Source organism: Stieleria varia (genome assembly GCF_038443385.1).
GTDB classification, from domain to species: Bacteria; Planctomycetota; Planctomycetia; order Pirellulales; family Pirellulaceae; genus Stieleria; species Stieleria varia.
This window is the reverse complement of the sequence record NZ_CP151726.1, coordinates 7,218,745-7,231,064: the sequence shown is the minus strand read 5'-3', so window position 1 is coordinate 7,231,064 and position 12,320 is coordinate 7,218,745. Positions and strand designations below refer to the sequence as shown.

Below are 12,320 nucleotides of genomic sequence, written 5' to 3'. Positions count from 1 at the left end.
TGGCACCGGGCAGTATCCATTGGCCCGGTTTCTGATGGCACCGGGCAGTATTCACTGGCCCGGTTTCTGATGGCACCGGGCAGTATTCATTGGCCCGGTTTCTGATGGCACCGGGCAGTATTCATTGGCCCGGTTTCTGATGGCACCGGGCTGCGTGAAAGGCCCGGCCGCTCACGCGTCGCGGCTCACTAGGGCAGCAGTCACCTGCTGTCGACTCCGCCCATGCCCTGAAAGGGCCGGAACATGAAAGCCCAGGGCAAAGCGAAGCGACGCCCTGGGTGAAACAGTTGCAGGCCCATTTCACCCTGAAAGGGTGAGACAATCACCAGTCCACCCTCACGAAGACGAATCTTCGACGTCGATCTTGTTGCCGCGCCGTTGGAATGGATCGTTGTTCTCTTGAACGCGTTTCCAACACCAATCAATGATCTGTGCATCGCAACGTGCACAACGCCAACATCGCTGCAGCAGCAACAGACACACCAGTTGCTTGCCCCAACGCGAGGGATAGACTTCGTGCGGCAAATCGTTGCAATGCGGGCAATGAATGCGATCTTGGCTCACCACAATTTGTCTCTATCGATGGACCAGATTCCTGATCGCCGGACTCGTGCTGCTTTGACTCTTCGCCGATTCCTATGACCGAAATTCAAGGAATTCCGCTTCTTCCTTAATAATACCCCACGCCGTCCGGATCGGCTCGCTGAAATCGCTACAGAACAGCCCACAAAAGGCATGTCCTCCCTTTGATGACAAAGCAATCACGGTACAAACAGAAACTCGTTGCTATTCATCAACGCTCGGCACAATACGGCGATGCCAAATTCACGCACCATTGGCTCCACGTCGACGACTTCATCAGCACTGGGTAATCGCCCTAAAGCCAACTCGTAGGCGTGTTTGATTTGGCTCGCCAAGTCATCTCCGGATTCTCGCTCAATTCGCTCGGCAAAAGAACGGGACACATCGACGGTGAAGCGACTGTTGAGCAGATTCAACGCCTGAATAGGGGTGGTCGAAACTCTTCTCACCGCAGCACTTTGCCCAGCATCCGGACAATCGAACGCTCCGAAGACAGCCTCTGATTCCCTGCGAACTTTGTGCGCGTAAATCATCCGCCGCTGATTCGCAGGCGATAATTCCTCGACGGGTTGAAACCCGCTCAAACCACCGCGTTTGTCAAAGAAATCAAAACCGCGTCCACCCATTTGCAAATTCAACTTCCCACTGATCGCCAACATGGAATCGCGTATGCATTCTGCTTCCAACCGCCGTGACGGAAATCGCCACAACAGGCGAACGCCGGCGTCGATCTCCGCCGCCCTGTCGTTGGACTCCGCGGACTGGCGATAAGTCCTCGACAACACGATCATCCGATGCATGTGTTTCATGCTCCAGCCCGAACGAACGAACTCGCCTGCCAACCAATCCAGTAGCTGCGGATGCGTGGGCTGAGCCCCGTTGTTGCCCAAGTCACTGGGAGTCTCGACCAGCCCCGCACCGAAATGCCCTTGCCAGATCCGATTGACCATCACGCGAGCCGTCAGCGGATTTTGCGGATTGGCGATCCACTGAGCCAAGGCACGACGCCGGTCCTGTTCTTCCGCTTCTGGACTCAGAGAAACATCGCCCAGTGCGGTCAACACTGCCGGCGATATCAACTCACGCGGCTGTTCCGGGTCACCCCGCAGCAGCAGTCGAATTTCGTCAGGCTGGCGAAACTTGCCGGCAAACACCGGCTGTCCTTTTCCCAGTCCGCTGATTTCCTTTTCCAACCTTGCTTTTTCTGCATGCAAATCTTTTGCAGCCGCGCTGACGCCAGCGATCCTGCTAAGCGTTTCGATAGTCAGTCCCGCTTCGATGGTATAGACGGTCGGCAATCGATCCTGGAAACGCCCCAATCGATCGCGGCTCCAAACGATCCGATTCACTGCAACGGTTTCCGGGAACTCAAACTGCACCCAGCCTCGTCCTTTGGTATCCGACATCCAACTGTGAGAGTTTCCGTATTGTCCATCGTTGATATGCTGCAACTTGTGTGCTGCCGATTCCCTACTTCCCGACGCGGTGACCTTTGTCCCGAACGTGGCCAATGCAACGTTTCGGGGTTCATCGCCCGTCGCAAAGATTTCAAACTCGTCGATACAGGGTTCGATCAATCCGAGCGACGGGTGCAAATTCGCATCGTGAATGGTAAAGCGGACGACGCGTGCTTGGATCGGCTCGAACCTTTCCACATTCTCTTTGGCGTCCGTTTTCTGCACACCGGCTTCTCCTTGCTGTATCAAACGATCGAGTCGTGTTTGCACTGCTTGTGACATCGCGCGCCAGGAGCTGAGTTTTCGCTTTCGCTCCTGCGTTTCTTCGCCCGCCATCTCCCGATCGGCATACTCCACCCCCGCCACGAACGCTTGCATCGCGTAATAGTCTCGCGCCGAGATCGGATCAAACTTGTGGTCATGGCATCTTGCACATCCGACGCTCAGCCCCAGAAAGGTCTGGCTGATGTTGTTGACGATCTCATCCAAGGCATCCTGACGTGCCAATCGAATCGACGGCTCGTCTTTTCCAATCTGCCCTGGCAACAACACTGATGCCGTGATCAAAAAACCGGTCGCAGCGTCCCGTCCTAATGCGTCCCCAACGATCTGTTCTTTGATGAACTGATCGTACGGTGTGTCACGATTCAACGCGTCAATGACATAGTCGCGATAGGGCCAAGCGTTGGGACGTTCCGTGTTGACTTCGAAACCATGCGTGTCGGCATATCGCACCACGTCCAACCAATGCTGTGCCCAACGCTCGCCGTATCGCGGGCTGGCCAGCAAGCGATCCACCACCGCAGTGTACGCGTCGCGCATCCCACAGGACGACGAACCGATCGCCAACAAGTCTTGAAAATCACGAACCTCCTCTGGCGTCGGCGGCAATCCGGTCAGGTCGAACGTCACCCTCCTGAGCCAAATCAGATCATCGGCCGGCGGTGACATCTCCAGTCCGTTGGCCGCAAGTCTTTCCTCGATGAACTCGTCAATGCTCGTTGCGTGCATCTCGGTAGAGACTGGTTTGAAACTCCAATGGTCACGCTTGTCCTTGAGCTGAACGCGGTCCACGCCGTCAGGCCAAGGAGCACCCGCGTCGATCCATTTCCTCAGTATCTCGACCTCCACATCCGACATTCGTCCATCGGGCGGCATCAAAGACTCGTCGTCATCTGAGGTGATCATGCGAATCAAAGGACTCTCGCTCGACTTGCCCGGAACGATGTCAGGTCCATGATTGTCGCCGCCAACCATCGCGGCCTCCCGAACGTCCAGTCGCAACCCCGATTCCTGTTCGGTCCCAGCATGGCATGGATAACAATGCAACTCAAAGACAGGACGCACGTCACGGACAAAATCCACACGTTGCCCCGCCCAAACCCCTGATGCCACCCACAACATCACCGCAACGAGTGTGAACGAAAACAGAACGCGGGAAATCATCAGGCTCTTTCTCTGGGGATACGCTCATGACCAAAAGATCACATCAACAACCATTCTACACAACAATCACGCCACCTACCCCGACCGGTTGCTCGGTCGCGTAAACTAAGAGCTCGTGCTTCTCTGAATTCGATTCCCCTCTGACGGTAATTTGATGAGCGTTGTTCTGGCTTTCGATCAAGGCACCACCAGTTCGCGTGCCATCGCTTTCGATCACAGCGGTAGCATTCTGGGCGTTGCCCAACGTGAGTTCACCCAGCACTTCCCGAGGGCCGGATGGGTGCAGCACGATGCGACTGAAATCTGGGAAACGCAGTTGCAGGTCGGACGGGAGCTGATGGCGCAGTGTGAGCTATCAGCCGCTGATGTGGCCGCCATCGGCATCACCAACCAACGCGAAACGACGGTGCTCTGGGATCGCGCCACCGGCGAACCCGTGCATCATGCAATCGTTTGGCAGGACCGACGTACAGCCGGCTATTGCGATGAACTACGCGCCGCCGGTCACACTCAAATGGTCCAAGACGCAACCGGCCTGGTGATCGATTCGTACTTCTGTGCGACCAAGCTGAAATGGATGCTGGACAACGTTCCCCACACTCGCCAACGTGCCGAACGTGGCGAACTCGCGTTCGGAACCGTCGACAGTTGGCTGATTTGGAACCTGACCGGAGGGCGACTGCATGTCACCGATGTCACCAACGCTTCACGCACGATGTTGTTGAACATCCAGACGATGCAGTGGGACGATGAGCTGCTGTCCCTTTTTGAAATTCCCCGCAGCCTGCTGCCCGAGGTCGTGCCCTCCAGCCATGTCTATGGCGAAACAGACTCGGAACTGTTCGGCGCGCCGATCCGCATCGGGGGCGCAGCAGGAGACCAGCAGTCCGCGTTGTTTGGTCAAAACTGCACCCACAGCGGAATGGCCAAGAACACCTACGGCACCGGTTGCTTTCTACTGATGAATGTCGGCGATCAACCCGTCGCCTCTAAGAATCAACTGCTGACCACCGCTGCTTGCAGCACGAGCGAGCGGCGTGAGTACGCATTGGAGGGCAGCGTGTTCATCGCCGGCGCGGCCGTTCAATGGTTGCGGGACGGCTTGGGAATCATCGAATCCTCCGATGAAATCGAAGACCTGGCAAGATCGGTCCCTGACAGCGATGGCGTCTACTTGGTTCCTGCGTTTGCCGGCTTGGGCGCGCCGCACTGGGATTCCTACGCCCGCGGCAGCATCCTGGGGCTCACCCGCGGAACGACTCGCGCACACATCGCCCGCGCGGCGCTGGAAGGAATCGCGTTTCAAGTCGCCGATGTCGTGGACGCGATGCGCAAAGACGCCGGGCATCCGATCAAAGAACTGCGTGTGGACGGCGGCGCGTGCGCCAATGATCTGTTGATGCAGTTTCAAGCCGATATCCTGCAAGTCCCCGTGGTGCGTCCCAAAGTCATCGAGACCACCGCGATCGGCGCAGCTTTCCTGGCCGGGCTGGCCGTCGGGTTTTGGAAAGACGTTGATGAGATCGCTCAAGTTTGGCAGACCGATCGAGTCTTTGAGCCATCGATGGCCGATGGCGAAGTCACCGAGCGTCGGGATCGTTGGTCCGAGGCCCTGCGTCGCTCTCAAAACTGGGAACCCAATTGATGTCAGCCGTGTTTCAACGCGACGACGCGATCCAACAAATCCGTCAACGTGTCCAACTGTGGGACTTGGTTGTCATCGGTGGCGGTGCGACCGGGATCGGCATCGCCCTGGACGCCGCCAGTCGCGGCATGGATGTCTTGTTGCTGGAACAATCGGACTTTGGCAAAGGAACTTCCAGTCGCAGCACCAAACTGGTCCACGGCGGCGTGCGTTATCTGCAACAAGGAAACATCACGCTGGTTCGTGACGCCTTGCGGGAACGCACACTGCTGCGCAATAACGCGCCCCATTTGGTCCACGACATGGAGTTCGTGATTCCTTGCACGAGCCTCTGGCAACGTTTTTTCTATGGGTTTGGACTCAAAATCTATGACCTGCTGGCAACTGGGAATAGCTTTGGACGTTCCCATGGCGCGTCCAACACGGTGCTCGACAGCCTTGTGCCGGAACTACAACAAGACGGCTTGCGCGGCGGTGTCGTTTACCATGACGGCCAGTTCGATGACGCGAGACTGTTGATCAACATGGCTCAAACCGCCGCTCACAAGGGTGCCTGGTTGGCAAACTACGTCGGCGTGACGGGAATGCTCAAACAAGACAACAAGATCATCGGTGTGACGGCAACAGATGCCGAGTCGGGCGACACCTACTCCATCCAATCACGCTGCGTGGTCAATGCCGCGGGGCCGTTTTGTGATGCCGTTCGATCAATGGATGACGTAAGCATCGAACCAATGATCGCACCCAGCCAAGGTGTCCATGTGGTGCTACCCAAGAGCTTTTTCCCCGGCCCCGCGGCCATGATTGTCCCGAAAACATCGGACGGCCGTGTGATTTTCATCATCCCCTGGCACGATCACACTCTCATCGGCACGACGGACACCGCCATCAAGTACTCCGAGCTGGAACCGTCCGCACAAACAGAAGAGATCGAGTTCTTGCTGCAGACGGCAGCCATCTATCTAAAACAAACACCGACACACGACGACATCCTGAGCGTGTTCACCGGCATTCGACCGTTGGTCAAAGGAGACAAGTCAGCTCGCACGGCTTCGTTGTCCCGCGACCACGTGATTCGAACCTCTCCATCAGGCCTGATCACCATCACCGGCGGCAAATGGACGACGGTTCGCAAGATGGCGGAGGACTGCGTGGACCACGTTGTGGAACAATCAGGGATCACAGTGAAAGATTGCCAAACCAAACAAATGCATCTGCACGGTTTTTGCGACACCCACCGTCCCGCATCCAGAAATCATTACGGCAGCGATCTGGCCTCCATCGAACAATTGGAATCCGAACGCCCGGAACTTTCGGAAATGCTGCATCCGCAATTGACGATTCGCAAATCCGAAGTTGTCTGGGCAGTGCTTCACGAGATGTCACGCACCGTGGAGGATTTCCTCTCCAGACGATCAAGAGCTTTGTTTCTCAACGCCCACGCAGCGATCGAGATCGCGCCGCTGGTCGCCCAGATCATGGCAACGGAACTCGGCAAAGATGAACCGTGGCGAGACAAACAAGTCGAACATTTCAACGAAACGGCCACCCACTTCCTGCCGCCAACAACGAGGTAGCTTCCCGACCGCAACGCGGTCAAACATCAAAGCCCAGGGTCGCGTAACGCACCCTGGGTGAAGAGCTATTGACGACAACTCAACCCCCAGGGGGCGCGAAATCAATTGTTGCTGCATATGACCGTGAAGCGGTCTCAGACGGTAGCCGGCGATAGAGCGTAGCGATCATCGCCGGTCGATTCGGTCTCGCGAGAACCGACCCCGAAGGCGGTCGCAGCCCCGATTCCGAGTAGTCTGCGACACCCTGCGGGGTCGATTCAACATCGTCGTCGGACACCACGGGTGCGCCTTCGGCGACCCGTGGCTACCTTCTGCGATCCCTTGCGGGATCCAATTTCGCTCTCACTAGTCAGCTTTTCCTGGGGTGCACTGCGCGACTCCAGGCTTTGTTGTCGAACCACGTTGGGGTTGGCAACCCTCATCGCCTTGAACCTACGCTTGAGAAACAAAACTCTCGAATTTCAAATCCAGTGCAATGCCGAATGATTGACAGCCTGCATGCCCCGGTGGGAGCAAGACTGCCTGGCTACCCGCATGGTACAAATAGGCCGCGATGCGAACGACTTTCAAAGACCAACGAGGAACAGAAACTTGCCGCGAACGTGTGCCTATCTGACGATGGAGAATCCGGAGGGGTTCTTTGTCTATGACCAACTGACCTACGAACCGCTGCGTAATTTGGGCTGGAAGGTCGTCGAGGTGCCTTGGTCGAGACCCGTTATTCCATGGTCTCAATTCGATGCCGTCGTGATCCGATCTCCGTGGGACTATCAAGCCTCGCCCGCAAGGTTTCTCGACACGCTGGCGGATATCGAATCCGCCGGGACGCGCCTGCTCAATCCGCTACACATCTGTCGCTGGAATCTGGACAAAACCTATCTGCGTGAACTGCAGCAAAAGGGCGTTCCTATCGTGCCCACGCAATGGTTCGGCCAAATCGATCGGGCTCAATTGGAATGCCTGATCGATGAACATCAGGAGACTTTACCGGTCGTGATCAAGCCGACCGTGGGTGCGGGCGCAACGGGGATCTATCTGGTGTCTTCCGTGGATTCGCAAGAATTTGCCAGTGCTTTACAACACTACTGCGATCGCCCCGCCATGGTCCAGTCTTTCCTGACCACCATCCAGACGGTCGGCGAGTACTCGCTGTTTTATTTCGCCGGTCAGTTCAGCCACGCGATCATCAAGAAACCCAAGTCGGGTGATTTTCGCGTCCAAGAAGAACACGGCGGATTGATCGAAAGCGTCACGCCCACCGACGCGTTGTTGCGTGTGGCTGAGCAAGCTTTGGCCGCGCTCGACGAAGTGCTCTTGTACGCCCGCGTCGACTTGGTCGTGCTGGATGACGGCAGCCCAGCGGTGATCGAACTGGAACTGGTGGAGCCTTCGCTCTATTTCCCCTACGACACAAAATCCGCGACTCGTTTTGCGATGGCGTTGGATCGGATGGTGGACGCGGCGAGTTGAAAAACAGCCGACCGCATCGGCTACTTTTTTACCCCCGGCACCGTCGGTGTTTGAAACTCAATCGATGAAAGGACAGTGTTTGCTTGCTGGCCTTCCACCGCCTTTGCGTCTGATTTCGTTCCCAATGCCCCCCACAAACCGTACGGACCGTCTGACGTCGGATCCTCGATCCAACGCTTGGCCGATTCGTCGGTTTTATCATGGATGAACTTCACCGCTCCGTCATCCATCAGGACATGAGCACCGCCCCGGTGCATGCTGTAACTCTGGACGAAATCATCGAGAGATTCCAATTTGGATTCCGCGTCTGGATCGGCGGTTTTCGCGCTCAATTCAATTGCATCTGATGAAACTTCGGCAGGTGTCCGTGACGTACTAGCAACATCACTCCACCACGTGATCGATCCGGTAGCAATGAGAACAGCAACAAAACCGAAAGTTTGTTTCCAACGTGGTGCGGCGCCGCCTGCTCCAGCGGACGCTTGGTCTTGAACGATCTCTGTTGCCGACTGATAGGGCATCAACTCATCGATTGAGCCCTGGTGTTCTGCTGATCTCATGGCTGCGGAACCGAAGCATTTGCTTCTGATACCGAGGATTGTTGCGCAAGATCTTCGGGTATTTCATAGGGGACACTGCGACGAATGCCGCCGTAGTCTCCAATCGGGTCTTCCATTTGCGGCGGTCCGGCTCGATTGCCGCCAAAGTCATCCACGACGGGCGCCATCATGGCAAAGACACCGGCGGTTCCGATGGCGATGACTGCAACCACGCCGATCCATAGTATCGGACTCTTCATCGCACTGGTCGTGCCCGCTGCTCCCGCAACATCGACGGGCGACCGATACGGTTCCACTTGATCGATAGACGATTCAGTCGAAGTTTCATCTCGCATGATCAATGCCTCGTGAGAAAAGAAAAGGGATGAGTGAGTCGATGGCACGTGGTGTCATTTCTCCATTCTACGAATACGCGAAGGGAAAAAGCCACTGAATTCGGGCATTTTCTGCATGTGCGCAGCCGTTCCAGGCCAGGGCTTTTAACATCTTTGTACTGAGCGTTAAACCATGAAGCACACTGGGTTTACCCGCTAAAAAGGAGTTGCAGGCATGTCGTGGATGGCTTCGCAGGCATCACGCTCCGCCGTGATGCGGTCCGACCAAGCGATTTGCCAATCCAAAAAACGTCGTCGGCCCTTGGGTGCCAAACGAAGCCAATACCGGCATCACCAACTCTCAAATCAACTGTTCGACATGATCGCCTGAGATTGCGAAATTTGTCGTCGGGCATCATCCTGCGGGGGACGTGAAAAGCAATCCCCTCAGTCGCGGATGCGACGACAGCATACAGCCTGGGGCGCGAGCCCCAGGTGAACACCCGACGCCGCCAACAAGCCGCGGAGCGGCGACAGATTGCATCCGGACCACCGCGTGCCGTGGGCTACACCAAACGTTTTATGCTGTCGCTGCTCCGCAGCTTCTGGGCGGACTCGCTTGCAGAAACATGGGGTTGGCACCCCATGCTGTATGCTGTCGCTGCTCCGCAGCTATCGGAGCTAACCCGGGGTGCGCTGGCTTCGCCGCGACCCCCGGCTATGTTGTTTAACCACTTCGTGGTCGTTTGGAGAATAAGTGTTCACTCTCGTTGCCAAAATCACGCGAAGCGATGATTGCGAAGTGGATTTCGCGACACTTATTTTCCGCACGTTCCGAGCAGGATGGCTACGTAGATGTTAAGAACTCTGGTCTTTCCAGGCTGGCGTACACTCACTGGCGTACACTCACCGACGAACACTCACCGACGACGGCTCATGATGCGAGAATTCATCGGACAACCAACACCGTGGCGGCTGCTGAAATGGTGGGCGTTGGCGATGGCGTTTTGGATCGGCTGGCGGATTCTCACGCCGTTTCCGCATTACCTGCCGCCCGATTTTGGATTCGGCTTCTTGCGTAACAAGTCCGAGTACTTTTATCGCTCGGGCTACTTCGTCGGTTTCTACCTGCACATCTTCGCGGCACCGACGGCGTTGTTCATCGGTGGTTTTCAGATGAGCGGCACCATCAGGAGACGTTGGCCGCGTCTGCACCGGCATGCCGGCCAGGTCTACGTTGCCATTGTGTTGCTGGCAGCAGCACCGGGCGGGCTGGTGATGGCAACGAAGTCTTTCGGGGGTTGGTCAACGACGATTTGTTTCAGCGCGATTGCGTTGACAACTTGGCTGGCAACCTTCCTCGGATGGCGAGCCGCCATTCGGTTTGACTTCCGGGCACACGCACTTTGGATGATCCGGAGTTATGTGCTGATGATGTCCGCAGTGTTCTTGCGACTGGGTCACTTCGCTCTGCTGCGTACCGGATGGTCACTCGAGCTGACCTACCAGATTGCGGCATGGGCCAGTTGGCTGCTACCGATGCTGGTGCTGGAGATTCTAGTCCGTCAGCCTTTCCAGGCTGACACACCCTCTCGTAGGTCAGCCTGGAAAGGCTGACGTACACAAAAGCCACTACATCACGGAGAAGTAGTTATCGCAAGCGAAGTCGAAGTACTCGTTCTTGAGTTCGACCTTCAAGTCGTTGTACATGCAGTAGTTCCGAACTTGGAGCAACAAGTCACGGGGCTGACAGTTTCGGAACGGACGGTTCACCGGCAAGTAATGCGTCTTGATCAAGTAATCCACGCACTCCGCGTCATAGGGAATCTTGACGACCTTACACATGATCTCAAAGAGCTTGCGAAAGTCCTTCTCCGGCGGATTCTCCACTTCGATTTTGTACGGAATCCGACGTAAAAACGCGTCATCGACGAGGTCTTTGGGTTCCAAGTTGGTGCTGAAGATCACCAGTTGGTCAAAGGGAACCTGGATCTTCTTTCCGCTCGACATGTTGAGGAAGTCATAGCGTTTTTCCAGCGGGATGATCCATCGATTCAGCAGTTCATCAACACGCATTCGTTGGCGACCAAAGTCATCGATGACCAAGGTGCCACAGTTGCTTTTGAGTTGCAGAGGGGCTTCGCTGATGTTGCTGTCGCTGTTGCACTGGACCTCCAACATGTCCATCGTCAACTCGCCCCCGGCAATGATCGTTGGCCGCTTGATGCGCACCCAGCGTTTGTCATAGCCGCCGATGTCCAGCAAACCGCCGGCGGATTCCGGCATGTCCATTTCGTGATTCATGGGGTCGAACACTCGCATCACATCGCCGTCGATGTCGACCGCCCTGGGGATCCAAATGTACTTACCAAACGCGCCCGTGACTCGTTCGGCGATCGACGTCTTACCGTTGCCGGGAAAGCCGAACAGGAACATGCCGCGACCGCTGGCCACGGCGGGGCCGAGGCGATTGAGCATCATCGGGTTGATCAGCAAATCGCTGAACGCGCGAACCAAGTCAGCTTTCTTGGGATACTGGCCTTCGATGGTCTGGTAGCGAACACTGTTGATGTAGTCCTTCAACTGCACCGGGCAAGCACCGTAATAGGTGCTGTCGTTGAGATGGTTTCTTGCGATGGCGCGGCCCGACTCGGTCAAGATATAAACGTAATCGTTCGTGGCGGTCGAGCTCTTGTAGGCCACGTTCTGCTCCATCTTCAGGCGCTCCAGCAGCGGTTCGACCATCCGAAAGGGCAGCTTGACTTGGTCGGCGATCTTACGGCCTTCGCATTCCCCCATGCTGATCAAGAAACGATAGATGATGGCTTCCAAGATCGTCTCATTGATCCTGGACTCCACGACGGACGTCGGTTCGCACGGACGCCACTGTTCGTCACGCGATGCGATGAAACCGAAGGGTCCCTCGGGGACCGTGACGCTGCCACCCAGTGTTTGTTTGGGACCGCCGGCTGCGGACGACGTCGCGGCCGACGACGACTGAACCGCTGACGATGGTGCAGCGGCGCCCGATTGCGGCGGTCGCGTCGGAGCGTTCGATCCGCCGGGTGGACCTCCATTTGACGGCATTTGGCGTGCCGCCGGTGGCATTTGCCGCGGCGGACCAGCCGGTCCGAGAGGCGGCTGCATCGGCCCTGACGGTGTGAGCCCTGACGGTGTGGGGCGAAGCGGCATCTGCCCAACACCTGACGGGCCAGCACCTGAGGGCCCAACACCTGACGGGCCAGCACCTGAGGGCCCAACACCTGACG

General features: G+C 56.7%; 9 protein-coding genes. 4 read left to right on the top strand and 5 right to left on the bottom strand.

All coding sequences use genetic code 11. The features are described from left to right. Window positions 1–336: 336 nt before the first annotated feature. Together Pla52nx_RS24300 and Pla52nx_RS24295 are read right to left on the bottom strand one after the other, a co-directional pair. On the bottom strand, window positions 337–564 hold the full coding sequence (locus tag Pla52nx_RS24300) for a hypothetical protein (RefSeq protein ID WP_146522851.1): 228 nt from the start codon (window positions 562–564) through the stop codon (window positions 337–339). A 197-nt stretch (window positions 565–761) separates the two neighbouring features. Further along, on the bottom strand, window positions 762–3,485 hold the full coding sequence (locus Pla52nx_RS24295) for a PSD1 and planctomycete cytochrome C domain-containing protein (RefSeq protein ID WP_146522852.1): 2,724 nt from the start codon (window positions 3,483–3,485) through the stop codon (window positions 762–764). Window positions 3,486–3,639: 154 nt separating this feature from the next. On the opposite strand from Pla52nx_RS24295, the gene glpK reads away from it, so the two are divergent. The 3 genes from glpK (at window position 3,640) to Pla52nx_RS24280 (ending at window position 8,177) form a co-directional block, all read left to right on the top strand. Beyond that, entirely contained in the window at window positions 3,640–5,130 is a 1,491-nt protein-coding gene (gene glpK / locus Pla52nx_RS24290) for a glycerol kinase GlpK (protein WP_146522853.1), read from the top strand. Beyond that, window positions 5,130–6,707 carry a glycerol-3-phosphate dehydrogenase/oxidase gene (locus Pla52nx_RS24285; RefSeq protein WP_146522854.1) on the top strand — a complete coding sequence of 526 codons (1,578 nt, stop codon included), beginning with the start codon at window positions 5,130–5,132 and terminating at the stop codon, window positions 6,705–6,707. Before glpK ends, Pla52nx_RS24285 begins: the two co-directional genes overlap by 1 nt. A 591-nt stretch (window positions 6,708–7,298) precedes the next feature. Next, a complete protein-coding gene (locus Pla52nx_RS24280) occupies window positions 7,299–8,177 on the top strand; it encodes an ATP-grasp domain-containing protein (protein WP_197455009.1) in 879 nt (292 codons plus the stop codon). 20 nt (window positions 8,178–8,197) lie between these two features. Here the strand turns inward: Pla52nx_RS24280 and Pla52nx_RS24275 are convergent, their stop codons facing one another. Beyond that, entirely contained in the window at window positions 8,198–8,737 is a 540-nt protein-coding gene (locus Pla52nx_RS24275) for a DUF1559 domain-containing protein (protein ID WP_146522856.1), read from the bottom strand. Further along, window positions 8,734–9,072 carry a hypothetical protein gene (locus Pla52nx_RS24270; protein ID WP_146522857.1) on the bottom strand — a complete coding sequence of 113 codons (339 nt, stop codon included), beginning with the start codon at window positions 9,070–9,072 and terminating at the stop codon, window positions 8,734–8,736. The genes Pla52nx_RS24275 and Pla52nx_RS24270 overlap by 4 nt, the downstream gene beginning before the upstream one ends. Before the next feature lie 915 nt (window positions 9,073–9,987). Here Pla52nx_RS24270 and Pla52nx_RS24265 point away from each other — a divergent pair. Continuing rightward, the gene (locus Pla52nx_RS24265) at window positions 9,988–10,668 is read left to right on the top strand and encodes a DUF2306 domain-containing protein (protein WP_197455010.1); all 681 of its coding nucleotides are present in this window, start codon (window positions 9,988–9,990) and stop codon (window positions 10,666–10,668) included. A 15-nt stretch (window positions 10,669–10,683) separates the two neighbouring features. Here Pla52nx_RS24265 and Pla52nx_RS24260 read toward each other — a convergent pair whose 3' ends face one another. Further along, window positions 10,684–12,243 carry an AAA family ATPase gene (locus Pla52nx_RS24260; RefSeq protein WP_231742592.1) on the bottom strand — a complete coding sequence of 520 codons (1,560 nt, stop codon included), beginning with the start codon at window positions 12,241–12,243 and terminating at the stop codon, window positions 10,684–10,686. Window positions 12,244–12,320 lie beyond the last annotated feature (77 nt).

Bases quoted from the DNA above. Each gene is read 5' to 3' on its own strand.
- Pla52nx_RS24295 (WP_146522852.1), bottom strand. From the start codon at position 3,485: ATGATTTCCCGCGTTCTGTTTTCGTTCACACTCGTTGCGGTGATGTTG.
- Pla52nx_RS24260 (WP_231742592.1), bottom strand. From the start codon at position 12,243: ATGCCGCTTCGCCCCACACCGTCAGGGCTCACACCGTCAGGGCCGATG.
- Pla52nx_RS24275 (WP_146522856.1), bottom strand. From the start codon at position 8,737: ATGAGATCAGCAGAACACCAGGGCTCAATCGATGAGTTGATGCCCTAT.
- glpK (WP_146522853.1), top strand. From the start codon at position 3,640: ATGAGCGTTGTTCTGGCTTTCGATCAAGGCACCACCAGTTCGCGTGCC.
- Pla52nx_RS24285 (WP_146522854.1), top strand. From the start codon at position 5,130: ATGTCAGCCGTGTTTCAACGCGACGACGCGATCCAACAAATCCGTCAA.
- Pla52nx_RS24265 (WP_197455010.1), top strand. From the start codon at position 9,988: ATGATGCGAGAATTCATCGGACAACCAACACCGTGGCGGCTGCTGAAA.
- Pla52nx_RS24270 (WP_146522857.1), bottom strand. From the start codon at position 9,072: ATGCGAGATGAAACTTCGACTGAATCGTCTATCGATCAAGTGGAACCG.